The 26,207-nt window shown below is 61.2% G+C and carries 22 protein-coding genes; 10 read left to right on the forward strand and 12 right to left on the reverse strand.

Going from position 1 to position 26,207, the window contains the following annotated elements; genetic code table 11:
• The first annotated feature begins 1 nt into the window (after position 1).
• The 5 genes from C4J85_RS14105 (at position 2) to C4J85_RS14125 (ending at position 5,362) form a co-directional block, all read left to right on the forward strand.
• A complete protein-coding gene (locus C4J85_RS14105; RefSeq protein ID WP_124409962.1) occupies positions 2 to 1,624 on the forward strand; it encodes a glycosyltransferase family 39 protein in 1,623 nt (540 codons plus the stop codon).
• 296 nt (positions 1,625 to 1,920) lie between these two features.
• On the forward strand, positions 1,921 to 2,100 hold the full coding sequence (locus C4J85_RS27585; RefSeq protein WP_124367101.1) for a hypothetical protein: 180 nt from the start codon (positions 1,921 to 1,923) through the stop codon (positions 2,098 to 2,100).
• A 164-nt stretch (positions 2,101 to 2,264) separates the two neighbouring features.
• Entirely contained in the window at positions 2,265 to 2,972 is a 708-nt protein-coding gene (locus tag C4J85_RS14115) for an HPP family protein (protein WP_124407245.1), read from the forward strand.
• A gap of 131 nt (positions 2,973 to 3,103) precedes the next feature.
• The gene (locus tag C4J85_RS14120; RefSeq protein ID WP_124409963.1) at positions 3,104 to 4,207 is read left to right on the forward strand and encodes an enoyl-CoA hydratase/isomerase family protein; all 1,104 of its coding nucleotides are present in this window, start codon (positions 3,104 to 3,106) and stop codon (positions 4,205 to 4,207) included.
• 3 nt (positions 4,208 to 4,210) lie between these two features.
• Positions 4,211 to 5,362 carry an acyl-CoA dehydrogenase family protein gene (locus C4J85_RS14125; RefSeq protein WP_124409964.1) on the forward strand — a complete coding sequence of 384 codons (1,152 nt, stop codon included), beginning with the start codon at positions 4,211 to 4,213 and terminating at the stop codon, positions 5,360 to 5,362.
• A 157-nt stretch (positions 5,363 to 5,519) separates the two neighbouring features.
• Here C4J85_RS14125 and C4J85_RS14130 read toward each other — a convergent pair whose 3' ends face one another.
• From C4J85_RS14130 to C4J85_RS14150, 5 genes are read right to left on the reverse strand one after another with little or no spacing between them, the layout of a single operon-like run.
• On the reverse strand, positions 5,520 to 6,293 hold the full coding sequence (locus tag C4J85_RS14130) for an enoyl-CoA hydratase (RefSeq protein ID WP_092243611.1): 774 nt from the start codon (positions 6,291 to 6,293) through the stop codon (positions 5,520 to 5,522).
• An 11-nt stretch (positions 6,294 to 6,304) separates the two neighbouring features.
• Positions 6,305 to 7,432 (reverse strand): acyl-CoA dehydrogenase, encoded by a 1,128-nt coding sequence (locus C4J85_RS14135; RefSeq protein WP_124367105.1) that lies wholly within the window; start codon positions 7,430 to 7,432, stop codon positions 6,305 to 6,307.
• 9 nt (positions 7,433 to 7,441) lie between these two features.
• Complete coding sequence (locus tag C4J85_RS14140; RefSeq protein WP_124409965.1) at positions 7,442 to 8,626, reverse strand: acetyl-CoA C-acyltransferase; 1,185 nt, start codon at positions 8,624 to 8,626, stop codon at positions 7,442 to 7,444.
• Between the two features lie 12 nt (positions 8,627 to 8,638).
• A complete protein-coding gene (locus C4J85_RS14145; RefSeq protein ID WP_124411190.1) occupies positions 8,639 to 9,406 on the reverse strand; it encodes an SDR family NAD(P)-dependent oxidoreductase in 768 nt (255 codons plus the stop codon).
• A gap of 21 nt (positions 9,407 to 9,427) precedes the next feature.
• Positions 9,428 to 11,077 (reverse strand): AMP-binding protein, encoded by a 1,650-nt coding sequence (locus C4J85_RS14150; RefSeq protein ID WP_124409966.1) that lies wholly within the window; start codon positions 11,075 to 11,077, stop codon positions 9,428 to 9,430.
• A gap of 203 nt (positions 11,078 to 11,280) precedes the next feature.
• On the opposite strand from C4J85_RS14150, the gene C4J85_RS14155 reads away from it, so the two are divergent.
• The 3 genes from C4J85_RS14155 to C4J85_RS14165 all read left to right on the forward strand — a co-directional run bounded on the left by C4J85_RS14155 (position 11,281) and on the right by C4J85_RS14165 (position 15,652).
• A complete protein-coding gene (locus tag C4J85_RS14155) occupies positions 11,281 to 12,339 on the forward strand; it encodes a HEAT repeat domain-containing protein (protein ID WP_124409967.1) in 1,059 nt (352 codons plus the stop codon).
• 143 nt (positions 12,340 to 12,482) lie between these two features.
• Entirely contained in the window at positions 12,483 to 13,979 is a 1,497-nt protein-coding gene (locus C4J85_RS14160) for an ATPase domain-containing protein (protein WP_124404230.1), read from the forward strand.
• A 2-nt stretch (positions 13,980 to 13,981) separates the two neighbouring features.
• The gene (locus tag C4J85_RS14165; protein WP_124409968.1) at positions 13,982 to 15,652 is read left to right on the forward strand and encodes an ATP-binding protein; all 1,671 of its coding nucleotides are present in this window, start codon (positions 13,982 to 13,984) and stop codon (positions 15,650 to 15,652) included.
• A gap of 25 nt (positions 15,653 to 15,677) precedes the next feature.
• Here C4J85_RS14165 and C4J85_RS14170 read toward each other — a convergent pair whose 3' ends face one another.
• From C4J85_RS14170 to C4J85_RS14190, 5 genes are all read right to left on the reverse strand, one after another.
• Entirely contained in the window at positions 15,678 to 16,055 is a 378-nt protein-coding gene (locus tag C4J85_RS14170; RefSeq protein ID WP_124367112.1) for a response regulator, read from the reverse strand.
• A gap of 78 nt (positions 16,056 to 16,133) precedes the next feature.
• Entirely contained in the window at positions 16,134 to 17,327 is a 1,194-nt protein-coding gene (locus tag C4J85_RS14175; protein WP_124409969.1) for a hybrid sensor histidine kinase/response regulator, read from the reverse strand.
• Positions 17,321 to 17,920 (reverse strand): chemotaxis protein CheB, encoded by a 600-nt coding sequence (locus C4J85_RS14180; RefSeq protein WP_124409970.1) that lies wholly within the window; start codon positions 17,918 to 17,920, stop codon positions 17,321 to 17,323. Before C4J85_RS14180 ends, C4J85_RS14175 begins: the two co-directional genes overlap by 7 nt.
• Positions 17,917 to 18,747, reverse strand: a complete 831-nt coding sequence (locus tag C4J85_RS14185) for a protein-glutamate O-methyltransferase CheR (protein WP_372237478.1) — start codon at positions 18,745 to 18,747, stop codon at positions 17,917 to 17,919. The genes C4J85_RS14180 and C4J85_RS14185 overlap by 4 nt, the downstream gene beginning before the upstream one ends.
• The gene (locus C4J85_RS14190; RefSeq protein WP_124409971.1) at positions 18,748 to 22,245 is read right to left on the reverse strand and encodes a response regulator; all 3,498 of its coding nucleotides are present in this window, start codon (positions 22,243 to 22,245) and stop codon (positions 18,748 to 18,750) included.
• Positions 22,246 to 22,481: 236 nt separating this feature from the next.
• On the opposite strand from C4J85_RS14190, the gene C4J85_RS14195 reads away from it, so the two are divergent.
• A complete protein-coding gene (locus C4J85_RS14195; protein ID WP_124409972.1) occupies positions 22,482 to 22,838 on the forward strand; it encodes a response regulator in 357 nt (118 codons plus the stop codon).
• A gap of 107 nt (positions 22,839 to 22,945) precedes the next feature.
• Complete coding sequence (locus C4J85_RS14200; protein ID WP_124409973.1) at positions 22,946 to 24,340, forward strand: DUF1254 domain-containing protein; 1,395 nt, start codon at positions 22,946 to 22,948, stop codon at positions 24,338 to 24,340.
• Between the two features lie 54 nt (positions 24,341 to 24,394).
• Here C4J85_RS14200 and C4J85_RS14205 read toward each other — a convergent pair whose 3' ends face one another.
• Complete coding sequence (locus C4J85_RS14205; protein ID WP_124409974.1) at positions 24,395 to 25,066, reverse strand: DUF3313 domain-containing protein; 672 nt, start codon at positions 25,064 to 25,066, stop codon at positions 24,395 to 24,397.
• Between the two features lie 577 nt (positions 25,067 to 25,643).
• Positions 25,644 to 26,138, reverse strand: a complete 495-nt coding sequence (locus C4J85_RS14210; RefSeq protein WP_124370780.1) for a hypothetical protein — start codon at positions 26,136 to 26,138, stop codon at positions 25,644 to 25,646.
• Positions 26,139 to 26,207 lie beyond the last annotated feature (69 nt).

A 26,207-nucleotide genomic window follows, 5' to 3' on the forward strand; every position in this document is an offset into this window, starting at 1 on the left:
AGTGCACAAGGCTCAGCCGCCCCTGCTCACGCCAACGCTGCGCCGACAGTCACTGGGTTTGGGGCTGTTGGCACTGCTGCTGTTCATCGCGGGCAGCTGGCACCAGGCGATTATCGGCTTCGACTCGCGCTTCGTGGTGTTTGCCCAGGAGATGCTGCGCCATGGGCCGAGCTTCTTTCCCACCACCTACGGCCAGCCGTATGCTGACTACCTGGCCACCTCGACCTTGCTGACCTGGCTGCTCTCCCTGCCTATCGGCCAGGTCACTAGCTTCACCGCGTGGCTGCCCAGCGCTGTGGCTTCGGCGTCCATCGTGGTGCTGGTCTACCGGCTCACCGCGCCGTACTCCCCGCGCTGGGGCCTGCTGAGCATTGCAATGTTGCTGCTCAGCAGCACCTTTATCAGCCAAACCCGCGCCGTCTCCCTGGACCAGATGCTCGCGGCCGTGAGCCTGGCGGTGTTCTACCTGGGTTATGCCCATGAGCATTTTGCTGCGGCCAAACGCCTGCACTGGGTGTTTGCGCTGTTGATGCTCGGGTTTGCGATTCGCGGGCCGATCGGCCTGGTGATTCCTACCGGGGTGCTGTGCAGCTATTACCTGATCAACCGTCAATGGCGTCAGTTGTTCAGCTTCGGGCTGTTGGCGCTGGCCTTGCTGGCGGCGTGTATCGGCCTGCTGTTGCTGCTGGCCAAGCTCAGCGGTGGCGAAGACTTCATGCGTGAGGTGATTCGCATGCAGTTTCTGGGGCGCATGGATGGCAGCGAAGGCTCTGGCGGCGTGCTGTATTACTTCACCAGCTCCCTCGGCAACTACGCCCTGGCCTATCCGGTGGCGCTGCTGGTGCTGCTGGCCGTGATGAGCGGCGGCCGCCGAGCGCCGGACCCGGCGTTGAAGCTGGTGCTGTACTGCGCGGCAGCGGGTGTCTTGGTGATGCTTGGCTTGTCGGTGCCCCAGGCAAAAAAGGCGCGGTATATCCTGCCGATGCTGCCGATGGCGGCGATCATTGCCGCGTATCCGTTTCAGGTCGCCCAAGGCCGGCTGTTCAGCGGGTTGCGCGGCTTGATGCTGGTGCTGTGGACGTTGCTGCCGGCGCTGTTGGCGGTGGGCCTGATCGTTGCGCGACGGCGTTACCCGCAACTGCTGGCCGATCTCGGGCTGATGTTTGGCGTACTGGCGGTGCTGCAGGTACTGGCATTGCTGGCACTGTTCCAGGCTCGGCTGCGCCCGGTCGGTCCGGCATTCGCCGCAGTCATGGCACTCTGGACGACTTACATCATGGTGGTCGAACCCTTGGAGCGCAGCCTTTACGACACCCGCACGTTCACCTTGGCGGCCAAGGAGCAGATCCTGCAACAACCGGCGCCATTGGTCTTGCATGCGTTGGGCAAAGACGCAAAAGCCATCAAGTTCATGGTCAACTTCAATTGCGACAAGGTTCCGCTGTTTACCCAGTTGCCCATCGAGCTCCAGCCTGTTCAGGCGCCCGCCTGGCTGGTGATGAGCCAGGCCGACTTTAACAGCCTGACTGACCCACGCTTGCGTGCGCTCACGCCGACGCTCACCGGGGCGTTCGATATGACCCCCTACGTGTTGTTGCACCTGGAGAAAAAAGCACCTCTCTGAGTGTGTTTGCAGCCGTCAGGTAAGAAAAACGCCCGCTTATAAACCCCCTGGGCGTTTTTCATCATAATCACCGAGAAACCCCCTACAGTGCTTTGCGTAACGGCCGCTGAACTTCGCCTTCCGGAGCCCGGAGCCCAACTGTAGACTCGTTTGCAAGGGCATTAACTATTTACCACCCGTATCAAGGGCTGCCTGTAACAGCCCTGGTCAGGGAACCTGCATAACGACATAACAACAAGGAGGGCAATGCCGTGCGAGAGGATCGGTTATCTGTAGCCGCGCCGAGACTGGATCGGTTGAGGGGCTTACGTGACGCGCTGGTAGCGTTGAAGGGGCCGCTGGCCGACGAACCAGGCCTGCAGGCGAACCTGCAAAAACGCTTGTTCAACGAAGAAGTCGACAGCCTTGTACTGGGCAAGATTTGCACGCCCGCCTCCCATGATGCTGGCCGGATCTTTTTTGACGAAGCCCCTTAAATACATAATTTTTGCATTCAACCCTCATTAATATGCATTGGCGCCGCTGCAACCCAGTTGGCACACTGTTCGGGTTCCTTCCCCCAATGTTGGAACTTTCAAGGGCTTTTCCGGGAAACCAGGCAGGCCTTTTTTTTCGCCCTCAGTTTCAGGACCCCTCTTCAATGCTCGCTCGCTGGTTACCTGCTGCCATCAATACCCGTCCTTCCGAATGGAGTCGCGCCGCTATCGGCATGGCCTTGGGCACGCTGCTCAGTGTCTGGGTGTGTGCCCAGGTGTTCGGCATGGAAGTCGCCTTGCATCTGCTTGGCCCGCTGGGGGCGTCGGCGGTGCTGCTGTTTGCCGTGTCGTCGGGGGCGCTGGCGCAACCCTGGTCGATCATGGGCAGCTATCTGTGTGCTGGCGTGGTGGCGTTGCTCGTGGCGCGAGTGTTGGGACGCACCCTGGGCAGCGCTTGCCTGGCGGCGGGCATGACGGTCGTGCTGATCTGCTGGCTGCGCTGTTTGCATCCCCCGGCCGGTGGCCTGGCCATGACGCTGGTACTGGCCGACCCTGCCTCCATCGCCCTCGGCTGGCACGAGCTGGCACCGGTCATGCTCGGCGCCGCTGCCCTGCTGGCATGTGCGCTGGCCTACAATAATGCCACCCGCACGCGTTATCCCAAGAGGCAAGCCGAGCCGGTACCTGTCATGCTCGGCAGCGCGCCGGTGACCGACCCGGCCATCACCGCCGCCGACCTCAAGTTGGCATTGGCCGACATGGAGCAGTTCTTCGACGTCGAGCCCACGGAGCTGGAGCAATTGATTCATGCCGCCGAAGGCCATGCGCGACGGCGCAGTATCGGCGAAGTCCTGGCCAGTCGCGTAGTTTGACCCGTTGTGCATAAATGCAACAACGACCTGCAGGATTCCGGGTTGTAGGCGGCAAATTTGCGCTGGTAGGATCACGCGATAGTTCGCCCGCGAACATCTTGATAAAGAACAATAAAAGCAGGGAGTTAGTGATGACTGCTCAGGTGTCCTCCGAAGCACGCCACACCGATATTCAGCAGGAAGCAGTACTGAGTGAGGTGCGTAACCATATCGGTTACCTCACCCTCAACCGCCCCGCCGGCTTGAATGCCATTACCCTGGACATGGTGCGTCTGTTGACGACGCAGCTGCAGGCCTGGGCCGATGATTCGCTTGTCTACGCCGTGGTGCTGCGCGGTGCCGGCGACAAGGCCTTCTGTGCCGGCGGCGATATCCGTTCCCTGTACGACAGTTTCAAGCGTGGCGACACCCTGCATGAAGACTTCTTCGTCGAGGAATACGCGCTTGACCTGGCCATCCACCATTACCCCAAACCCGTGCTGGCCTTGATGGACGGCTTCGTGCTCGGCGGTGGCATGGGCCTGGTACAGGGCGCCGACCTGCGCGTCGTGACCGAGCGCAGCCGCCTGGCGATGCCGGAAGTGGCCATCGGCTATTTTCCGGATGTGGGTGGCAGCTACTTCCTGCCGCGTATTCCAGGCGAGCTGGGGATTTACCTCGGCGTCACCGGGGTGCAGATCCGCGCGGCGGACGCGCTGTACTGCGGCCTGGCCGATTGGTACCTCGACAGCGCCAAACTGACGGAGCTTGGGCACGCGCTCGACAGCCTGCAATGGCGCGACTCGCCCCTCAAGGACCTGCAAGGCGTGCTCGCCGGGCTGGCCGTACAACAACTGCCGGATGCGCCGCTGGCGGCCTTGCGCCCGGCCATTGACCATTTCTTCGGCCTGCCGGACCTGCCGAGCATGGTCGAGCAGCTACAGCAAGTCACCGTCGCCGACAGCCACCACTGGGCGCTGACCACCGTCGCCCTGATGCAGACCCGCTCGCCCCTGGCCATGGCCGTCACCCTGCAGATGCTGCGCCGTGGGCGCCACCTGCCGCTGGAACAGTGCTTTGCCCTGGAGCTGCATCTGGACCGCCAGTGGTTCGCACGCGGCGATCTGATCGAAGGGGTTCGCGCGTTGATCATCGATAAAGACAAGAACCCGCAGTGGAACCCGCCCACCCTGCAAGGGCTGGACGCCGACCATGTCGACAGCTTCTTTCGCGACTTCACGCAGATTGAGAAATAAGCCATGCAAGATCTTGAATACACTGAAGAACAAGTGATGATCCGCGACATGGCGCGTGACTTTGCCCGTGGCGAAATCGCACCCCATGCCCAGGCCTGGGAAAAGGCCGGCTGGATCGACGACGCGCTGGTGGCCAAGATGGGCGAGCTGGGCCTGCTCGGCATGGTGGTGCCGGAAGAATGGGGCGGCACCTACGTGGATTACGTCGCCTATGCCCTTGCCGTGGAGGAAATTTCCGCCGGGGATGGCGCCACGGGCGCACTGATGAGTATCCATAATTCAGTGGGTTGCGGCCCACTCCTCAACTACGGCACAGAGGCGCAGAAACACACTTGGCTGGCCGCGCTCGCCAGCGGCCAGGCCATCGGTTGCTTCTGCCTGACCGAGCCCCAGGCCGGTTCTGAAGCCCATAACCTGCGCACCCGCGCCGAACTGCGCGACGGCCAGTGGGTGATCAACGGCGCCAAGCAGTTTGTCAGCAATGGCAAGCGCGCGAAGTTGGCCATTGTGTTTGCCGTGACCGACCCGGAGCTGGGCAAGAAAGGCCTTTCGGCGTTCCTGGTCCCCACGGATACGCCGGGCTTCGTGGTCGACCGCACCGAACACAAGATGGGCATTCGCGCGTCGGACACCTGCGCCGTCACCTTCAACCAATGCACGGTGCCCGAAGCCAACCTGCTGGGCGAGCGCGGCAAAGGCCTGGCCATCGCCCTGTCCAACCTGGAGGGCGGCCGTATCGGCATCGCCGCCCAGGCCCTGGGCATCGCACGTGCCGCCTTTGAAGCGGCGCTGACCTATGCCCGTGATCGGGTGCAGTTCGACAAGGCAATCATTGAACACCAGAGCGTGGCCAACCTGCTGGCCGACATGCAAACCCAACTGAACGCAGCGCGCCTGCTGATCCTGCACGCCGCACGCCTGCGCAGCGCCGGTAAGCCATGCCTGTCGGAAGCGTCCCAGGCCAAGCTGTTCGCCTCGGAAATGGCCGAAAAAGTCTGCTCGAAGGCGATGCAGATTCACGGCGGGTATGGGTATCTGGAAGACTATCCGGTGGAGCGTTACTACCGGGATGCACGGATCACACAGATTTATGAGGGCACCAGCGAGATTCAGCGGATGGTGATTGCCAGGGAGTTGAAGAATTATCAGCTCTGACTGACACACCATAAGTAACTGATTGATCGTTCCCACGCTCTGCGTGGGAATGCCACCTGGGACGCTCCGCGTCCCGCTAACGATGGCCACGGGTGACGCAGAGCGTCACGGGCTGAGTTCCCACGCGGAGCGTGGGAACGATCTTGACTCTCCACAGCTACTTGTCTTTGAACTCCGGTGCGCGCTTGGCCACGAACGCTGCCATCCCTTCCTTCTGATCCTGGGTCGCGAACGCCGCATGAAACACGCGGCGCTCAAAACGCACGCCTTCGGACAGGCTCACTTCAAACGCGCGGTTCACGCTTTCCTTGACCATCATGCTGATCGGCACCGATTTGCCCGCGATCAGGGTGGCCACTTTCAAGGCTTCGTCCAGCAGCTCGTCAGCAGGCACGATTCGCGCAACGATGCCGCAACGTTCGGCTTCTACCGCGTCGATAAAGCGCCCGGTCAGGCACATTTCCATGGCCTTGGCCTTGCCCACCGCACGGGTAAGCCGCTGAGTACCGCCCATGCCCGGCAGCACGCCCAGGTTGATCTCCGGCTGACCAAACTTGGCGCTGTCACCGGCCAGGATAAAGTCGCACATCAGCGCCAGCTCGCAGCCACCACCGAGGGCGAAGCCGTTCACGGCGGCTATGATCGGCTTGCGGCGGTTGGCCACGCGGTCGCTGTCGCTGAACAGGTCGTCCAGGTAGATCTGTGGGTAGGTCAGCTCAGCCATTTCCTTGATGTCGGCGCCGGCGGCGAAGGCTTTCTTCGAGCCGGTCAGCACGATGCAGCCGATTTCCGGATTGGCTTCCAGGCCATCCAGCGCCTGGTTCAACTCGCTGACCAGTTGGGCGTTCAAGGCGTTCAGTGCCTGCGGGCGGTTAAGGGTAATCAGCCCGACGCGGCCTTGGACTTCGAGCAAAATGGTTTCATAACTCATGTATCGGCTCCTTAAAGATTGCGTGAGATGACCATGCGCTGGATATCGCTGGTGCCTTCGTAAATCTGGCAGACCCGCACATCGCGGTAGATCCGCTCCAACGGGAAGTCGCTCAGGTAACCGTAACCGCCCAGGGTTTGCAAGGCGGCCGAACAGACTTTCTCGGCCATTTCCGAGGCGAACAGCTTGGCCATCGACGCCTCGACCAAGGCCGGTTTGCCGCTGTCACGCAGGGCTGCCGCGTAATGGACCATCTGCCGGGCGACGGCAATTTGCGTGGCCATGTCGGCCAGGCGAAAGGCCACGGCCTGGTGTTCGATCAGCGCCTTGCCGAAGGTCTCACGCTCGCGGGCGTAGTCGCGGGCCGCTTCAAAGGCGGCGCGGGCCATGCCCACCGATTGCGCGGCAATGCCCACGCGCCCGCCTTCGAGGTTGGCCAGGGCGATCCTGTAGCCCTCGCCCTCCTCGCCTAGGCGGTTGGCGACCGGCACCTTCACGTCTTCAAACAGGATCTGACAGGTATCCGATGCATGTTGCCCCAGCTTGTCCTCGACCCGCGCCACGGTATAGCCCGGCGAGTCGGTGGGAACGATAAACGCAGTGATGCCGCGCTTGCCCGCCGCCGGGTCAGTGACCGCAAACACAATCACCACGCCGGCGTTTTGCCCGGAAGTGATGAATTGTTTGCAGCCGTTGAGCACGTAATGATCACCGTCAAGACGTGCGCGGGTTTTAAGGCTGCTGGCGTCGGAACCGGCCTGGGGTTCGGTCAATGCAAAGGCGCCAAGCATCGCCCCGCTGGCCAAGGGTTTGAGGAACTGGTCTTTCTGCTGGTCATTGCCAAATTTGAGGATCGGCACGCAACCCACCGAGTTGTGCACGCTCATGATGGTCGAGCAGGCCCCGTCGCCGGCGGCGATTTCTTCCAGGGCCATGGCGTAGGCCAGGTAACCCGTGTCGCAGCCGCCCCATTGTTCCGGTACCAGCATGCCGAAAAAGCCCAGTTCGGCCATTTCACCGATGGCCTCCCTGGGAAAGCGATGCTCGCGGTCCCATTCGGCGGCGAACGGTTTCAGACGCTCCTGGGCAAACTGCCGGGCCGCGTCGCTGATTTGCAGTTGTTCGTCATTAGGCAGCATGGTCAGTCCTTAATACAGGCATTCAACGGCCATGGCCGTGGCTTCACCACCGCCGATGCAGATGGCGGCGACCCCGCGTTTGAGGCCTTTCTGGCGCAGGGCCGAGAGCAAGGTCACCAGGATGCGCGCGCCCGAGGCGCCGATCGGGTGGCCCAGGGCGCAGGCGCCGCCGTGCACGTTGACCTTGCTGTGGGGAATCTCCAGTTTGCTCATGGTCACCAGGCTGACCACTGCGAACGCTTCGTTGATCTCGAACAGGTCGACATCCGCCACGTTCCAGCCGGTTTTGCTCATCAACTTACGGATCGCGCCGACAGGCGCCACCGGAAACAGCCCCGGCTCATCGGCGAACGCCGCATGCCCATGAATCACCGCCAACGGCTTGAGGCCGCGTTGCCGTGCATCGGACTCACGCATCAACAGCAGCGCCGCTGCCCCGTCGGAGATCGAGCTGGAATTAGCTGCGGTCACCGTGCCGCCTTCGCGGAACGCCGGTTTGAGGCTGGCGATCTTGTCCAGCTTGGCCTTGGGCGGCTGTTCGTCGTGCAGGATGGTTTTTTGCTCTTTGCCGACGGTGACCTGGACCGGGACTATTTCGGCGGCAAAACTGCCGTGGGTGATGGCTTCCTGCGCACGCGTCAGCGAGGCAATCGCAAAGGCGTCCTGGGCTTGTCGGGTAAAACCGTTATGCTCGGCGCAGTCTTCGGCAAAGGTGCCCATCAGGCGCCCCTTGTCGTAGGCGTCTTCCAGGCCGTCGAGGAACATGTGATCGAGCACCTTGCCGTGGCCCATGCGATAGCCGCTGCGGGCGCGGTCGAGCAGGTACGGTGCATTGGACATGCTCTCCATGCCGCCGGCAATCACCACGTCGACGCTGCCGGCGCGCAAAGCGTCGTGGGCCAGAATCGTCGCCTGCATGCCGGAACCGCACATCTTGTTGAGGGTGGTGCAGCGGGTGGCTTTGTCCAGCCCGGCACCCAGCGCTGCCTGGCGTGCCGGCGCCTGGCCGAGGCCGGCGGGCAGCACGCAGCCAAACAACACCTCATCGACGGCGTCGCTGGCGATACCCGCGCGCTCCACGGCCGCACGAATCGCGGCGGCGCCCAATTGCGGTGCGGTCAGGCCCTTGAGGTCACCCTGGAACCCGCCCATGGGCGTGCGCACGGCGCTGACGATAACGATAGGATCGTTCATGAAGAGAGCTCCTTACTTGGCAGCCATACGCAAGGCACCGTCAAGACGGATCACCTCGCCATTGAGCATGCTGTTTTCAATGATATGCCGCACCAGGGCCGCATATTCGGCGGGTTTGCCCAGGCGCGGCGGGAACGGCACGCCGGCGGCGAGGGAATCGCGGACTTGCGGGGTCATGCCGGCCATCATTGGGGTTTCGAAAATGCCGGGAGCGATGGTCATCACCCGGATACCGAAACGGGCCAATTCCCGTGCGGCCGGCAAGGTGAGGCTGGCAATCGCGCCCTTGGAGGCGGCATACGCGGCTTGACCGATCTGCCCGTCGAACGCCGCCACCGAAGCGGTATTGATGATCACACCGCGCTCGCCATCGGCATCCGCGGGTGTTTCAGCGATCGCCGCAGCAGCCAGGCGCAGCAGGTTGAAGCTGCCGATCAGGTTGACGTTGATCACCTGGGCGAAGCTGGCCAGGGCGTGCGGGCCGTTTTTGCCGAGGATTTTCTCACCGCGCACCACACCGGCGCAGTTGATCAAACCATGCAACCCGCCAAAGGCGGCAACGGCGGCGTGCACGGCGGCTTCGGCAGCGGCTTCCTGGCTGATATCTGCCACGGCGCTGCGGGCGTTATCGCCAAGCTGCCGGGCCTTGGCGGCGACGGCATCGGCGTTGAGGTCTACCAGCATGACCTTGGCACCCGCTGCAACCAGCATGTCGGCAGTAGCCGCACCGAGGCCCGAAGCGCCGCCGCTGACCACAAATACCTTGTTTTCAATCTGCATCATGGTTTTCCTTTTAAAGGGTCACGCCACGGCCGCCTGGGCCTTGGCGATTTCCTGATTACGCAAAATAAAGCGTTGCAGCTTGCCGCTGGGGGTCTTGGGCAAGTCGCTGACGAATTCGATTTCTCGCGGGTACGCATGGGCCGCCAGGCGCTGGCGCACATGCAGGCGCAATTCTTCAGCGAGTTCCGGAGTCGCGCGGTACTGCTCATTGATCACCACGAAGGCTTTCACCAGTTCGGTGCGCTCCGGGCAGGGCTTGCCGACCACGGCGGCCTCGACCACGGCCGGGTGTTCGACCAGGGCGCTTTCCACGTCGAACGGCCCCACGCGGTAGCCTGAGGTGGTAATCACGTCATCACTGCGCCCGACAAAACTGATGCTGCCGTCCGGGTTGAGCTCCACGGTGTCGCCACTGAGGTAGTACTTGCCGACAAAGGCTTTGGTGTTGACGCCTTCATACCCGGCGAACCAGCACATCGGCGATTGCTCACGGTCGATGGCGAGAATGCCGGGTTGGCCCGCGGGCAGTTCCTGGTGATTGTCATCCAGTACCACGATGCGATGCCCAGGCGAGGCGAACCCGGCCGAGCCGACGTGTACCGGGTGCGCCAGGCCATGGTGATTGCACAGCACCATGCCCAATTCGGTCTGCCCGTAGTGATCGTGGATGGTCACGCCGAGGTTGTCGGCGAACCAGCGGATCACCTCGGGGTTCAGGGGCTCGCCGGCGCTGCTGACGATGCGCAGCTTGCCCTTGATCGAACGGGCGAACGGCTCGCCGCCGGCAATCAACAGTCGATACGCGGTGGGCGAACCGGTGAGGTTGGTAATGCCGTATTTGTTGATGATCCGGCAGGTGCTTTCCACGCTGAAGGGGCCATCGTAGAAGGTGATCGGATGCCCCAGGGACAGCGGCCCGGTCACGCCGAAGTAGATGCCATAGGCCCAACCCGGATCGGCTACGTTCCAGAACGCGTCTTCTGGGCGCAGGTCCACCGCGTCGCGGGTGTAGCTCTGGAACGCGACAATCGCCTTGAGCGGCACCGACAGGGCTTTGGACGGGCCGGTGGTGCCCGAGGTGAACATCAGCAGGAAGGGCTCGTCGCCCCCCAGCAGCACGGGCTCGCAGACGTTCGAGTGATTGGGCAGTTCGGCCCAGAAGCTGAAATCGCCGCGTACCAGGCCTTCGCCCTTGGCCCCGCTGACCGTCACGATGGTGGGGCAGCCGTCCACGTCGGTGAGCTTGGGCCGGTTCACGGCATCGGTGACGACCAGCGCGGCGCCGGAACTGTTCAGGCGATGCTCGATCGCCTTGGGCCCGAATGCGGTAAACAACGGTTGATAGACCGCGCCGATGCGCCAGGTGGCGAACACCACCACCAGCAGTTCGGCCGTGCGCGGCAACAAGCCGGCGACCTTGTCGCCGCGCTTGACGCCCTGGGCCAGCAGGAAATTGGCGAAGCGTGAGGCCTGGTCCTGCAGCTCGCTGAAGGTGACCGTGGCGCTGCGCCCGTCCTTGCCCTCCCAGAACAGCGCAATACGCCCAGGCAATGCGTGACGGTCACAGCATTCCACACAGGCGTTGAGCGCCTGCAGGTTGCCGGCCAGGGCGGCGTCGACGGTGTGCTGGTAATCGAACTCGGTGGTGGCGGCCAGGTAATCACGCATCGCTTCAGTTCCTTGTGTATTTTTGTTTTAAGGACACTTTCCAGGCGGTCAATCGCCCTCAAATAGTCGCTCTGCAGCGGCGCTACGAGCAATGGTCAAAGCCTTCAACATGGCTGACCGGTTTGGCCAATCGGGTTTGACACTCGCCCTGCACTGGCCGAAGCTTGAGACTTTGTACCCGTACCCTGCCTTCGGACACCTGCATGTCAAAGTCACGCCGTTACGCCATCGTCGGCCTGTGCGCCCTGTTGTCGATTTTGTTGATCACCTGGTTCTTCTCCCGCGCAACACCGGTGGCCGTGCCTCCGGCGATTGCCCATGGTTATGCCAAAGCCTTGAAGCAGGCGCGCAACGGTGAGCCGGGCGCGGCGCGGGTGTTGTATCAACAGCTGGGGCGGCCGGACCTTTCACCTGAGCGGCGCGCCGCGCTGCATGCCGAATTGCCCAACTACCCCAGCCCCCAGGCGTTGAAGCTGGCAGACAAAGACCTGGCCGATGAGTCGCCCCTGGTGCGTGAAGCCGCGATCCACAGCATTGTCGGCCTGGTGCCTTCCGGCCAGCGCACCTTGCTGCTCGGCCCGGTGCTGGATGACCCCGAGCAGCGGGTGCGCTTTGCCGCCGCCAACGCCCTGCTCGGCCTGTCGCCGGACACCCTGGGCCTGTACTTCGGCCCGCTGCAGCAAGTGCTCGACGAATTCGCCAATACCCTCAAGGCCCAACCCGAGACCGCCGAAGGCTGGATTCAATTGGCGCGCCTGTATATCCACAGCGCCCTGCTGCCGGAGGCGCAAAACGCCCTGCAGCAGGCCATGCGCCTGCAACCGGACAACCTGCAAGCGGTGGTGGCGCAGATCGAGCTGCTGGATAAACAGGGCAAAACCGACGAATCGCGCCAGCTGCTCGCGCAGCAATTGGCGGCGCACCCGGAATCGGCTTACCTGCAACACGCCCTGGGCATGTGGCTGCTGCACCATGGCGAGCGCCCCTATGCCTTGCTCGGCCTGTCCAAGGCGGTGGAGCTTGAACCGGACAATCAGGACTACCGCTACGACCTGGCTACCACGCTGCACGACCAGGACGAACTCGAAGCCGCCCAGCGCCAGTTGGAAGACATCGTGCAGCGCCACCCGGCCAATCGAAAAGCGCGGGTGTTGCTGGTCAATTATTGGAAAGAGAGCGGCCAGTTGCAGAATGTCCAGGTGCTGCTGGCACAGCTTGAGCAACAGAACCCGGATGACCCTGCGCTGCAGCAAGGCCTGTGATCGCGCGCAAATAAAGGTGCAAAAGTGGCTGCGCTTCGCACAAATAATCCAAAACGTTGAACCGCCACAGGTCGACACGGTCAAGTGAATATGGCGCGCCACAGCGGCGCGCACCCAACTTGTACGTGACCTGAGGGCACTTCTTGTCTACATCTAATTCGCTTTTAAGTGAAAAGGCAGCCACTGGTATCGAAGGTCTTGATGACATTCTTTCCGGGGGGCTATCGCGCAGCCACTTGTTCCTGCTGGAAGGCGAGCCGGGCACGGGTAAAACCACCGTCGCGCTGCACTTTCTGCAGGCGGGAGCGAAAGACGGCGAAAAATCGCTGTATATCACCTTGTCCGAAACCGAACATGAGCTGCGCCAAGGCGCCAAGTCCCATGGTTGGGACCTGGACGACAACATCCATATCTTCGAATTGACCCCGCCGGAAAGCCTGCTCAACGCCGAGCATCAGCAGAGCCTGCTGTACTCCTCGGACCTTGAGCTGGGCGAAGCCACGCGGCAGATTTTCGAGGTGGTGGAACGGGTCAAGCCGACCCGCGTAGTGGTCGACAGCCTGTCGGAGATCCGCCTGTTGGCGCAGAGCTCCCTGCGCTATCGCCGGCAGATCCTGGCGATCAAGCACTACTTTGTGCGGTATGACGCCACGGTGCTGCTGCTCGATGACCTGACCACCGAATCCCTCGACAAAACCGTCCACAGTGTGGCCCATGGCGTGATTCGCCTGGAAGAACTGACACCCAGCTACGGCGCCGAACGCCGCCGGGTGCGGGTAGTGAAATATCGCGGCCAGAAATACCGTGGCGGCTTTCACGATTTCACCATCATGGGCGACGGTGTACACGTATTCCCTCGCCTTGTCGCCGCCGAACATCGCGGCGGTTACACACGCCAGACCATGAGCAGCGGCATCCCCGAACTCGATGCACTGATGGGCGGCGGCGTCGAAACAGGTTCCAGCAGCCTGATCCTGGGCCCGGCCGGCACCGGCAAATCGCTGATTTCAATGGTCTTCGCCGCCGCCGCCGTACAGCGTGGCGAAAAGGCCGCGCTGTTTATCTTTGACGAAGAGATGGGTTTGCTGTTCGAGCGCATGCATAACATGGGTATTGATCTGGCTGCGATGCAGGCCACCGGCAACCTGTTGATCGAACAGGTCGACGCGGCCGAGCTGTCTCCTGGGGAATTCTCCCACCGAGTACGGCGTTGCGTGGACGAAGGCGGCATCAAAACCGTGGTCATCGACAGTATCAACGGCTACCAGGCGGCCATGCCGGAAGAGAACGCGCTGATCCTGCACATGCACGAACTGCTGCTGTACCTGAACCGACGCGGTGCCGCAACGTTCATGACCGTGGCCCAGCATGGCCTGGTCGGCGATATGCAGACGCCCGTAGATATCACCTACTTGGCCGATACCGTGATCCTGCTGCGTTACTTCGAGGCATTGGGCAAGGTTCGTCGGGCCATTTCGGTGATCAAGAAACGCACCGGTAGCCATGAGTCGACGATTCGCGAGTACCGCATCAGCGGTCGCGGCATGACCGTTGGCGAACCCCTGGATAATTTCCAGGGTGTGCTGCGCGGCATTCCGATCTACATGGGCGCCGGCTCGCCTCTGCTCAAGGAAGAGTAAGTGTGACGCCCCTTTCCTCAGTCTTTGAACGGGCCATTATTCTTGCGCCTGTGGGCCGCGACAGCTCGTTGGCGCTGATGATGCTCAAAGAGGCCGGCTACCATGGCTTGGTTGCCGGCAGCCTGGCCGACTTGTGCGAAGCACTGCACGAGGGTGCCGGCGTGCTGATCATTGCCGCCGAAGCCTTGCGCGGCGTGGACATGGAGCCGCTGCTGGAGTACCTGCACCAGCAGCCGGCCTGGTCGGACCTGCCCATTGTGCTGATGACCCATCACGGCGGCAGCGAGCAAAATGGCTCGTCGCACCTGAGCGGGCTACTGGGAAATGTCACTTTCCTTGAGCGCCCCTTCCACCCCGTGACCCTGATCAGCCTGGTCAGTACCGCCCTGCGTGGGCGGCGCCGGCAATACGAAGCCCGGGACCGCTTGGTCGACCTGAGCGCCAGTGAACTGCGCCTGCAACGCACCCTGGAAACCCTCGAACAGCAAGTGGAAGAACGTACCGCGCAATTGCGCAGCAATGAAGAAGCCCTGCGCCAGTCGCAGAAAATGGAAGCCGTCGGCCAGTTGACCGGTGGTATCGCCCATGACTTCAACAACATGCTGACCGGCATCATCGGCAGCCTGGAACTGCTGCGCCGGCGTGTGGCGCGGGGCAAGCTGGACGATCTGGACAGTTTGATCGACCTGGGCGTCACCTCGGCCAACCGCGCCGCTGGCCTCACCCATCGCCTGCTGGCGTTTTCGCGCAGGCAGTCGCTGGACCCGAAACCGGTGGAGATCAATAAGCTGGTGACCTCCATGGGTGAACTGCTGGAACGCAGTATCAATGAAAGTATCTGCCTGCAAATGCGCCTGAGCGACACCCTGTGGACGGCCGAAGCCGACCCGAATCAATTGGAAAGCGCCCTGCTCAACCTGGTGATCAACGCGCGTGACGCGATGCCCGGCGGCGGCAGCCTCACCGTGGAAACCACCAACCGTCACCTCGACAGTGTATTCACGGCCGCCTATGGCACCTTGAGCCCTGGTGACTACGTCGAGTTGAGTGTCAGTGACACCGGCTGCGGCATTCCAGAGAGTGTCATGGGCCGAGTGTTCGACCCCTTCTTCACCACCAAGCCGATCGGCCAGGGCACGGGCCTGGGGCTGTCGATGATCTATGGGTTTGCCCGTCAATCCCGGGGGCACGTCACGCTGCACAGCGAAGTGGACAAGGGCACCACCGTCAGTTTGTTCCTGCCGCGCTTTGTCGGGGAAATGGTTGAGGATGCCGCGGTGAATCCGGCCTTGTTGCCGTTCGCCAATGACGGAGAGACCGTCCTGATCGTCGAAGATGACCCGGCGGTGCGGGTGCTGGTGAGCGCGGTGCTCAAAGAGTTGGGATACGCCTTTGTCGAAGCCGGTGACGCCAGCACGGCGGTACCGATTATCGAATCCGATCAGCGTATCGACCTGTTGATCAGCGACGTTGGCCTGCCTGGCATGAACGGCCGGCAATTGGCGGAAATCGGTCGACAAATCCGCCCTGACCTCAAAGTGCTGTTCATCACCGGTTATGCCGAACATGCGGCGGTGCGTGGCGGGTTTCTGGACCCCGGCATGCAGCTGATTACCAAGCCGTTCACGTTCGACCTGCTGACCGAGAAGGTGCGCGAGATGATCAGGGACTAGGGCTGCACGGCAGCCCTGGAGGGCGTCAGGCCAACAGGCGCTGGATATGCTCGTGCAGCGTATCCAGGTCAAACGGCTTGGCCAGGATCGGCGCGTTGCGCGTGATCGGGCTGTCGCAGTCGAGAATTTCCTGCGGATAACCGCTGATAAAGATCACTTTCAACTCCGGGCGCACCTTGAGCGCCGGTTCGGCGATCTGCACGCCGGAAATGCCGCCGGGCAGGCGGTAGTCCGTGACCATCAGGTCCAGGTGCGGTTTGGTCGCGAGGATTTCGAAGGCCTCTTTTCCATTGACCGCCTTCAACACCCGATAACCCAGGCCCGCCAGGTATTCACCCAGCACAAACATAATGGATTCGTCGTCTTCGACGATCAGTACGACATCTTGCGCATCTTCACTCATGGGAAGCCTTTGTTCGGTCAGTTGCTGGTGTTACGACCATGGGGTCACGTAGAGGTTGCGTCCAGGTGACGATTGATTTCATGCCGTCGCCTGGAGCGGCAGGCACACCCGGAACAGCGCGCCCTCGCCTATCTGGCTTTCGACCTCGATGGTCCCGCCGTGGGCCGCGACGATCTGTTCGGAAATGAACAGCCCCAGGCCCAGGCCGGCCGCCGCATGGTTGACGGAAACCCGCTCGAACTGCTGAAAAATGCGCTTCTGGTTCTCTTCACTGATACCAATGCCGTGGTCGCGGACTTCCACGCGCGCTTCGCCGTGTTCGCTGTAAACCCGCACTTCCACCGGGCTCTTGGCGCCGTAGCGCAGGGCATTGGTCAGCAGGTTGGTGACCACCTGCTCGATGCGGAACTCATCCCAATGGCCTTCCACCGGCTCGTCGGCGACCAGCTGCATCGACGATTCGGCGGCCGCGACCTGGGGCTCGAAGTTATGCACCAGGTTGCGCACCAGTTGCGCCAGATCAAAGCGCGCCGGGCGTATGGACAGTTTGCCGGTGCGGATGCGCGACACGTCGAGCATGTCCTCGATCAGGCGGATCAGGCTTTTGATCTGGCGCTCATCGCGGTCGACCATTGCGTGCATCTTGTCCAGGGTGAACGCTGCGGCGTTGTCGCGGGCCAGGTGCATCTTGCGCAATTGGGTTTCCAGGATCAGCCCGTTGAGCGGCGTGCGCACTTCGTGGGCGACGATCGACATGAAGTCATCGCGCATGCGCACGGCCTGCTCCAGCTCCGCCTGGGTGGCCTGCAGGCGCGTGAGCAGCAGCTCCTGCTCACGGCGGCTGCGCTCCAGGGCTTCGACCTGCAGCTTCATCGCCTTGCTCTGCCGATACAGGTCAACGAATACATTGACCTTGCTCTTCACCGCGTGGATATCCAGCGGCTTGTGCAGGAAGTCCACCGCACCGCTTTCATAACCCTTGAAGGCGTAATTGAGTTCGCGGCCGGCGGCGCTGACGAACACGATCGGGATGTTCTTGGTCTTTTCGGTGCCGCGCATCAGTTCGGCCAGTTCGAAACCGTTCATGCCAGGCATCTGCACGTCGAGGATCGCCATGGCGAATTCATGTTCCAGCAACAGGGACAACGCCTCGTCGGCACTCAATGCCTTGAATACCTGGCGGTCTTCGCGCTTGATCAGCGCTTCGAGGGCCAGCAGGTTTTCCGGCAGATCGTCGACGATCAGCAGTTTGGCCTGGACAGTACTTAACATGGGGAAGGTTCCAGGGAAGCCAGCAATGAGCCAATCTGGCTCAAGGAAAGAATATGGTCGGGTGTGTGCAACGCCAGGGCCGCCAGGGGCATCACGGCAATCCGGGCTTCAGCGGGGTCTTGTACAACAGTGATACCGCCCGATTGCTTGACGTGGGCCAGGCCGCGCGCGCCGTCCTGGTTGGCGCCGGTCAGCAGGATCGCCAGCAGGCCTCGCCCGTAGGCATCGGCGGCCGAGGCGAAGAGAAAATCGATGGCGGGCCGGGAATGGTGCACGCGGTCCTCCTGGCTCAGGGACAGGCTGCGGTCGAGTTCCACCGACAAATGATAGCCGGGGCCGGCGAAATACAAGGTGCCCGCCTCGATCGACTCCTTGTCCCGCGCCTCCTTGACCGGAATGCGCAAGCGCCGCGCAAAGACCTCCGCCAACTGGCTGCGACGTTCATCCGGCAGGTGCAGCACGGCAACGATCGGCAGGCCGAACGTATTCGGCAGCCGGCCAAAAATACTCAGCAACGCCTCCACGCCGCCGGCGGAGGCGCCGACGACGATGGCTTCAAGCCCGATAATCGGGGGGATTGCAGCGTCGCTCATAATTTGCGGTAGATCCGTTCCTGTTTGACCAAGGGTTCGAATTGCTTGCTGTAGGCGGAAAAATCCAGGGTTTCCTTGCTGCCCAGTACCAGGAAGCCGCGATGGCACAGCGACTCATGAAACAACCCAAACGCTCTGTCTTGCAACTTTTTATTGAAATAAATCAACACGTTGCGGCATGAAATTAATTGAGTTTCTGAGAATACGCTGTCGGTCGCCAGGCTATGGTCGGCGAACGTGACGTTCTCGCGCAGCGTCTTGTCGAAGATCGCGTTATCGTAAGCTGCGGTGTAGTAGTCGGCAAATGAGCGTTGGCCGCCGGCCTGCTGATAATTGGCCGTGTAGGCGCGCACGTTCTCCAGGGAGAAGATGCCTTGCTTGGCTTTGTCCAGCGATGCCGGGTTGATGTCGGTGGCGTAGATGATGGTGCGCTCGAGCAAGCCTTCTTCGCGCAGCAGGATCGCCATGGAGTACACCTCCTCGCCCGTGCTGCAGCCGGCGATCCAGATCTTGATCGACGGGTAGGTCTTGAGCAGCGGCACCACTTCCCGGCGAATCGCGAGAAAGTGCGAGGGGTCGCGAAACATCTCGCTCACGGGGATCGTCAGGAACTGCAGCAACTGCATGAACGCGGCCGGGTCGTGCAGCACCCGCTCCTGCAGCGCGGAAATGGTCGCACAGTCGAACTGGCGCAAGGCGTGGGCCACCCGCCGTTTGACCGACGCACCGGAGTAGTCGCGAAAGTCGTAGCTGTACTTGAGGTAAATCGCCTCGATCAACAGGCGCAGCTCAATGTCGCTGCTTTTGTCCAAAAAACTTCGCTCCACTTAAATGCGTTCCATCTTTGGTAGCCATACGCGAATCAACGAGAACAGCCGGTCCAGATCAATCGGTTTGGCCAGGTAATCGTTGGAGCCTGCCGCCAGGCAACGCTCCTGGTCGTCCTTCATGGCCTTGGCCGTCACGGCGATGATCGGCAGCTTCTTCCAGCGCGGGTCCTGGCGGATCAGGGCGGTGGCTTCGTAACCGTCCATCTCCGGCATCATCACGTCCATCAGTACCAGATCGATATCCTCGACCTCATTGAGCTTGTCGATCGCTTCGCGGCCGTTGCGCCCGATCACCACCACGGCGCCTTTGTGCTCCAGGGCGCTGGTCAGGGCAAAGATATTGCGCACGTCGTCGTCCACCAGCAGGATCTTGCGCCCTTCGAACACCTTGTCGCGGCTGCGCGCGGTCTTGAGCATCTTCTGGCGGTCATGGGACAACTGGGATTCGACTTTGTGCAGAAAGAGTGTGACTTCATCGAGCAGGCGCTCCGGAGAACGGGCGCCCTTGATGATGATCGAGCGCGAATACTTGCGCAGTTCGGCCTCTTCGTCGCGGGTCAGGTTGCGCCCGGTGTAGACGATCACCGGCGGAAACGAGCAGATATCCTCGGTGGCCATGCGCTTGAGCAACTCGTTGCCGAGCATGTCCGGCAGCTTGAGGTCGATGATCATGCAGTCGTAGACATTGGTGCGCAGCAGGTCCAGTGCCGCCTGGGCGTAGCCGACATCGGTGATTTCAATGTCATCGTCGCCGATCAGGCGGGCAATGCTGTCGCGCTGCAGGTCGTCATCCTCGACCAGCAGCACGCGTTTGACCTTTTGCGTCAGCTTGGCTTCCAGGCGCGCGAACACGTCCTTGAGCTCTTCACGGGTGGTGGGCTTCACCGCGTAACCAATGGCGCCCATGTGCATGGCGGCTTCGACGCGGTCTTCCACGGAAATCACATGCACCGGAATGTGCCGGGTATTGGCGTGCGCCTTGAGACGCTGCAGCACCGTCAGCCCGGAATGGTCCGGCAGGCGCATGTCGAGCAGGATCGCGTCGGGGATGAACTCCTCGGCCAGGCTGTAGCCTTCGTCAGCACCGTGGGCGACCAGGCAGTTGTAGCCCAGCTCATGGGCCAGGTCGAAGAGGATACGCGCAAAGTTCGGCTCATCTTCCACCACCAGGATACAGCGGGTGGTGAATGGCCCTTTGTCACGGTCGTCGGCAAAGCGCGGGATCGGCTCGGCATCGGCTACCGGCAACGTCGCAACCTTTACGGGCGCGGGGGCCGGTACCGCTACGGCCTGGCGCGGGGCCTCGATCGGCGCGGCGTCTTCGGCGCGTTCAACATACTGTTCCGGCAATACCAGCGTGAAAATGCTGCCCTTGCCCGGCTCGCTGGCCACGCTGATGTAGCCGCCCAGCAAGTTAGCCAGGTCACGGGAAATGGACAGGCCCAGGCCGGTACCGCCGTAACGGCGATTGGTGGTGCCATCGGCCTGGCGGAAGGCTTCGAAGATGCTTTCCTGCTGATCCTGGGCGATACCGATTCCCGAGTCGCGCACCGTAAAGGCAATGCCCTCGCCCGGCGCACGGGACACCGTCAGGCTGACGTCGCCCTGCTCGGTGAACTTGATGGCGTTGGACAGCAGGTTCTTGAGGATCTGCTCCAGGCGTTGGCGATCGGTGAACAGCAAGGCCGGTGCGCCTTCCTGCAGGTCGATCTGGAAGCCCAGATGGCGATCCTTGGCCAGCGGCTCGAACATGCCGCGCAGGCCATCCACCAGGCGCTCGACGCTGGAATTTTCCGGGCGCACTTCCAGCTTGCCGGCTTCTACCTTGGAAATATCCAGGATATCGTTGATCAGGTTGAGCAGGTCATTGCCGGCCGAATAGATCGACTCGGCAAACTTGACCTGTTCGGCACTGAGGTTTTCCTGGGGGTTCTCGGCCAGCAACTTGGCCAGGATCAACGAACTGTTCAGCGGCGTGCGCAGCTCGTGGGACATGTTGGCGAGGAACTCGGACTTGTACTTGCTGGAGCGCTGCAGCTCATCGGCGCGGTCTTCGAGTTCCAGCTGCACCCGGTTGAGTTCGATGTTCTTGCGGTCCATGGCATCGCGCTGGTCAGCCAGGGTCTGGGTCTGTTCGGCCAGTTGTTCGTTGGTCTGCTCAAGCTCCGCTTGCTGGGTTTCCAGGTGCGCCTGGGACTCCTTGAGGATGCGTGACTGTTCTTCCAGCTCCTCGTTGGCGGTTTTGAGTTCTTCCTGCTGCACTTGCAGCTCTTCGTTGAGCTGCTGGGTTTCAGCGAGTACTTCCTGCAGACGCTGGCGATAACGCGCGGCTTCGATGGACGTACCGATATTGCCCGCGATCAGCTCCAGCAATTCGACATCGCGTTCTTCCAGCGGGCGCAGGAAGCCCAGCTCGATCACGCCGTTGACGCGGTCGTCATCGCTGGTCGGCACTACCAGTACGTTGCGGGCCGCGCCCTCGCCCAGCCCCGAGCTGACCTTGAAGTAGTCCACCGGCACGTCGTCCAGGCGGATCAGGCGATCGAGCTGGGCGGCCTGCCCCACAATGCCTTCGTCGCTGTAGATCGCTTGTTCCAGCTGCGCCTGTTCGCGGGAGAAGCCGTAGGTGGCCACGCGTTTGAGCCCGCCGTGTTCCTCGCGCACATACAACGCTCCAACGGCCGAGCCCATGTATTGGGCAAAGAACTGCAGGATATTGCGGCCCAACAGGTTCAGGGTCAGCTGGCCGAGCACCTGTTCGGCCAGTTCAGTTTGGCCGTTGCGCAGCCAGGCTTGCTGCTCCAGGCGCTTGGCGATCTTCTTTTGTGACGCGAGGCTTGCGCTGTAACTGTTTGAAAGTTCGAGCAAGTTTCTTCTGCCGATATACGCCAGAAACCCACTGAGCCCGAGTACGAACACCAGGTACAGGGTGACGCTGAGCACCGTGGTGCGGGTGACCTCTTCATTGCGGGTGATACGGAACTGCTGCTCCATCGCCACCGCGTCGTCATATTCCTTGCGAATTTCATCGGTCAGGCGCTTGCCCCGGCCCGCCTTCACCGCACCGCGGAAGTCGCCGCTGTCGCGCTGCAATTCAATCATCGACTGCGCGTAGTTGTTCCACTCTGCCTGCAACGCTTCAAGGCGCTTGAGGCGGTCGACCTGCTGCGGGTTGTCGGCCACCAATTGCTGCAGATTGCGCAGGTCGGCGATGATTCGCGGCTTGGCCACCTCGTAAGGGTCGAGGAAATGCTCGTCACCGGTAATCAGGAAGCCGCGCATGCCGGTTTCCAGGTCGACCGTCAGTTTGGACGACTCATTGAGGTTGTTGATGACCCGGTCGGTGTGCTCCACCCACTGGATCACCGACAGCAAGTAAGTGATCAGGAAAACGAAAAACACCGCACTGAGCACACCCACGCCCAATGGCAGGGCCACGTTGCGGCTCAGGAGTTTACGGAAGCTCTTTTCATCAACTGACGACGCGGGAGTCATGGGCATGCCTTGGCCAAGTGCGGAAAAACCGGAAGTTTGCCCCAAAGTGACGATCAAGACCATTTTTCTGGAATGATTTGGTAAAGATTCCTACGATAGAACAGGCTATTCTGCCTGGTCTTTTCTATCGTTTTTACCGCCCGACGGAACTTGTCGATAGCCTGCGCTTACTCAAGTAACAGGCCGGTCAGAACGGCCGCTGGTAAAAACCTTGTCTTTTTTGGGAACGCCTTATTATGTATATCTCCACCATCCTTGTTGTCGAAGATGACGCTATCGTGCGCATGCTGATCGTCGATGTGCTTGAGGAGTTGGAGTTCACGGTACTCGAGGCCGCCGATGCCGAAGAGGCGCTGAAGGTTGTCGAAGGCAAAGACACGGTCATCGACCTGATGATGACCGACGTTGGCCTGCCGGATATGAACGGTAAGGAGCTGGCAGCCAAGGTGCGCGAACTGCGCCCCACCCTGCCCATCCTGTTCGCCAGCGGCTATGCCGAAAACATCGACGTGCCAGCCGGTATGCAGGTGATTGGCAAGCCATTCTCGATCGATCAACTGCGCGATAAAGTCAAATCGATGTTGCCCACATGATCCCTTGTTCTTTTGCAGGTTTTAACGTGACGTCCGGGAAATAAAACAGGAAACTCATCGCCTTAATTTCCCCGTCAGTCAAACGAACTCTGGAAGGACGCAACAACATGATTGGACAACCCGCGCGCCTGGTGTTGGCGAGCCTCTCGATACTCCTGAGCACCAGCGCCTGGGCCGACTTCACGGCGACGCCGACCGAAGCACGGGCCATTGCCAAGGAAGCCTATTTGTACGGCTATCCTGTGGTGCAGATGTACAAGACGCTCTATACCCAGGCCGTTGATAAAGGCGGTGTCAACTACAAGGCCGCGTTCAATCACATCGGTAATACCGCGCAGGTTTTCACCCCCAAGGACACCGCGTTCGTGACCCCGAACTCGGACACGCCCTACTCCTTCGTCTGGATGGATCTGCGCAAGGAACCCTTGGTACTGACCCTGCCCAAGGTTGAAGACAACCGTTACTACTCGGTGCAGTTGATCGACCTCTATACCCACAACATTGCCTACCTGGGCACGCGCAGCACCGGCAACAACGGCGGTCACTACATGATCGCGGGGCCCGACTGGAAGGGTCAGCAGCCAGTCGACATCGATCGCGTGGTCTACAGCGAAAGCAATATCGCCTACGCGCTGTATCGCACCCAGCTGTTCGATGAAAAAGACGTGAGCAAGGTCAAGCAAATCCAGAGCGGCTACAAAGTGCAGCCGCTGAGCAGCTACGTGAAACAAGCGGCCCCGGCCAAAGTGCCGAAGATCGAGTGGCCCAAGCCAATGGCGAACATGAGCGACAGCCCGCAGTTGTTCCGCTACTTGAACTTCATGCTGGCCTTTGCGGCGCCGCAGGACAGTGAGAAAGACCTGCTGGCGCGTTTTGCCACCATCGGCATCGCCCCCGGCGCGCCCTTCAAGCTGAACCAGCTGACCGCCGAACAGCGTAAAGCGCTGGAGGATGGGATTGCCGACGGCAAGGCCGAGTTCGCCGCTTTCAAGAAAGACAAGATCGACACTCACCAAGTCTCCAGCGGCGAGTTGTTCGGCAGCCGTGACCGCCTGAAAAACAATTACCTGTACCGTTACGCCGGCGCCAACCTGGGCATCTTCGGCAACTCTACCGACGAAGCTGTTTACTTCACCTACTTCGATGACAGCGAAGGCAAGCCGGCCAACGGCGCACGCCGCAGCTATACCGTGCACTTTGCCAAGGACCAGCTGCCGCCCGCCGATGCGTTCTGGTCGCTGACCATGTACGACGCCAAGACCAAGTTGCTGGTGCCCAACCACAAGAAACGTTACCTGATCAACTCACGCATGCTGCCTGAGCTGAAGCGGGACGCTGACGGCGGCCTGACCCTGGCGCTGCAGCATCATGAGCCACCGAAGGCCGAACAGAGCAACTGGCTGCCCGCCCCCACCGGGCCGTTCTTCGCGGTGCTGCGTATTTACCTGCCCAAGCCTGAAATCAGTCAATGGACGTTGCCGCCGTTGACGCCGCTCAAGTAACACCACGCGCGGCGGGAGTTGACTCACAGTGGCCTCCCGTCGCGCGTTTATGCGTCATTGCTGTTTGAGCTTCAGAAAAGACTGATGCAGGTCGGATGCCCATCCATCGATGACACTTTTCACATCACCGGCCTTCATCACCTGAGTGTCGTTTGCCAAGGGCTCCCCTGTGCCTTTGCGCACCACCTGGGCAATCACTTTTCCGTTGGCGCCATCAAGGAACTGCGCCTCGGTGCCCAAGGTGGTTTCCTGGTCGCGGATCCCCGTGCCGGTACTCACCGCCGCCGCGACAAACGCAACCGGAATGAACTCGTAAGGCTTGAGACCTTCGGTTTTACTGCTGACGGCCGTAATCGCTGCGCGCACGACGATTACCCCGGGGCCTGGGCCATTTGCCAACGGCATTGAACGGGCCAGTTCACGCTTGAGGGCCTGGTTGTAATAGTTGTTGATGCCGCGCAGGGTGCTGTCTGGAATCCGGGGGGTGGCTTGAGGCTTGGGATAGAACTGCGTGGGTTCGATGTACACCGCGCTGTAGCGGTTCAGGTCCAGTGTGGGATCGACCCAGCGCATTACTTCGGCTCCGGAGGGCGACTTGGCTTCCTTGAGTCGGCTGTAGTCCGACAGAAACCCAGAATATTCGTCCGGTTGCGTGACCTTGCTGGCGCAGCCCGCCATGCCGATCGAGGCGATGCACAGTGCGCTGACCATTAGCCTGAGTTTCATCGTTGGAGCTCCCCATCGATAGTTTGAGCTCTAGGTATAGCCAATCTTGGGAAAACGGGCTGCTTATTTTGGCCATGAGCCTTGGGGGGGCGAAGGCTCAGGTTATCGGTGACGGCTCGGGAGCTGAAGCCTCTTAAATGGCGCCCCGCGACCTAATGTGGGAGGGGCTTGCCCTAATGCCAGTCAGTTAAGCGTACACCACCGTCTGTAGGAGCGAGCTTGCTCGCGAAAAACGTCAACGATAACGCGCGCTTCCTGAATAAACGCGGTGCCTGTGAGTTCTTCGCGAGCAAGGGCTAGCCGCCCGCCTCGTTCCTACAAAAAGCCTTAACTGACTGGCATTAAGGCTTGCCCCCGATGGCCATAGGTATCTACACAACTTCGTAGCAGCCTAAGTAACCACGATGCGAAGCGAGCCGCTCTTGATCCTGCTCTTGATCTGAATATGTACTCGCTCTGATCCAGCATCCTGGTCGGCTGTCAGGCCGCCATCGGGGGCAAGCCCCCTCCCACATTTAGTTCGCGGAGCATCAGTCAGGCAGTCGTCGGCCACCTCGCCCCTCATGATCAGTATTGCTCAGCCGCGTTCGCGGGGGATCAGGCTCTGCAACTGCGCAGCCAGGAAATTGGCGTCGAAGCCGAAGGTATCCGGGTCTTTCAGGCCATTGGTCTTCTTCCAGAGCCAATCATTTTTATCCGCCGGCAGCACCAGCGACACGCTGCCGTGGCGGGCGGCGGTCAGGCCCATTACCGCAATAGAAATAAACCCGTCCGCGCCCATCACGTCCGGCACGAACTCCACGCTTTTACCCGTGATGAGCACATTCAACTTCTCGGTCTTGAAGGTCGATGCCTCCACTGGCACGCTCGGACTGCTAGCGACATAGGCTTCCCGACGCACCTCCAGCAAACCGGCGCGTTTGACCGGTTCCAGCCACTGTTCGATCTGCTCGAACAACTCGCCAAGCTTCTGCGCCCAACGCGCCGACTGCAGCTCGAATTGCTGTTTTTTCTGCGCTTCGCTCTCGGCGTAATGACGAAGCATCTCGCCCAGTTGCTGTACATCGTCCATTGCGGATTTCCTTGGGTGAGCCAGGTTGCGAAGCCTGATCATCGCAGATGCGCGTGCCAGGCGTACGGG

Source organism: Pseudomonas sp. R4-34-07 (assembly GCF_003852375.1).
GTDB lineage: Bacteria > Pseudomonadota > Gammaproteobacteria > Pseudomonadales > Pseudomonadaceae > Aquipseudomonas.

Excerpts from the sequence above, each read along its gene's own strand:
- C4J85_RS14155 (WP_124409967.1), top strand. The coding sequence starts at position 11,281 with ATGTCAAAGTCACGCCGTTACGCCATCGTCGGCCTGTGCGCCCTGTTG.
- C4J85_RS14190 (WP_124409971.1), bottom strand. The coding sequence starts at position 22,245 with ATGACTCCCGCGTCGTCAGTTGATGAAAAGAGCTTCCGTAAACTCCTG.
- C4J85_RS14180 (WP_124409970.1), bottom strand. The coding sequence starts at position 17,920 with ATGAGCGACGCTGCAATCCCCCCGATTATCGGGCTTGAAGCCATCGTC.
- C4J85_RS14175 (WP_124409969.1), bottom strand. The coding sequence starts at position 17,327 with ATGTTAAGTACTGTCCAGGCCAAACTGCTGATCGTCGACGATCTGCCG.
- C4J85_RS14120 (WP_124409963.1), top strand. The coding sequence starts at position 3,104 with ATGACTGCTCAGGTGTCCTCCGAAGCACGCCACACCGATATTCAGCAG.
- C4J85_RS14125 (WP_124409964.1), top strand. The coding sequence starts at position 4,211 with ATGCAAGATCTTGAATACACTGAAGAACAAGTGATGATCCGCGACATG.
- C4J85_RS14140 (WP_124409965.1), bottom strand. The coding sequence starts at position 8,626 with ATGAACGATCCTATCGTTATCGTCAGCGCCGTGCGCACGCCCATGGGC.
- C4J85_RS14115 (WP_124407245.1), top strand. The coding sequence starts at position 2,265 with ATGCTCGCTCGCTGGTTACCTGCTGCCATCAATACCCGTCCTTCCGAA.
- C4J85_RS14170 (WP_124367112.1), bottom strand. The coding sequence starts at position 16,055 with ATGAGTGAAGATGCGCAAGATGTCGTACTGATCGTCGAAGACGACGAA.
- C4J85_RS14130 (WP_092243611.1), bottom strand. The coding sequence starts at position 6,293 with ATGAGTTATGAAACCATTTTGCTCGAAGTCCAAGGCCGCGTCGGGCTG.
- C4J85_RS14145 (WP_124411190.1), bottom strand. The coding sequence starts at position 9,406 with ATGCAGATTGAAAACAAGGTATTTGTGGTCAGCGGCGGCGCTTCGGGC.
- C4J85_RS14205 (WP_124409974.1), bottom strand. The coding sequence starts at position 25,066 with ATGAAACTCAGGCTAATGGTCAGCGCACTGTGCATCGCCTCGATCGGC.
- C4J85_RS14150 (WP_124409966.1), bottom strand. The coding sequence starts at position 11,077 with ATGCGTGATTACCTGGCCGCCACCACCGAGTTCGATTACCAGCACACC.
- C4J85_RS14195 (WP_124409972.1), top strand. The coding sequence starts at position 22,482 with ATGTATATCTCCACCATCCTTGTTGTCGAAGATGACGCTATCGTGCGC.
- C4J85_RS14200 (WP_124409973.1), top strand. The coding sequence starts at position 22,946 with ATGATTGGACAACCCGCGCGCCTGGTGTTGGCGAGCCTCTCGATACTC.
- C4J85_RS14135 (WP_124367105.1), bottom strand. The coding sequence starts at position 7,432 with ATGCTGCCTAATGACGAACAACTGCAAATCAGCGACGCGGCCCGGCAG.
- C4J85_RS14210 (WP_124370780.1), bottom strand. The coding sequence starts at position 26,138 with ATGGACGATGTACAGCAACTGGGCGAGATGCTTCGTCATTACGCCGAG.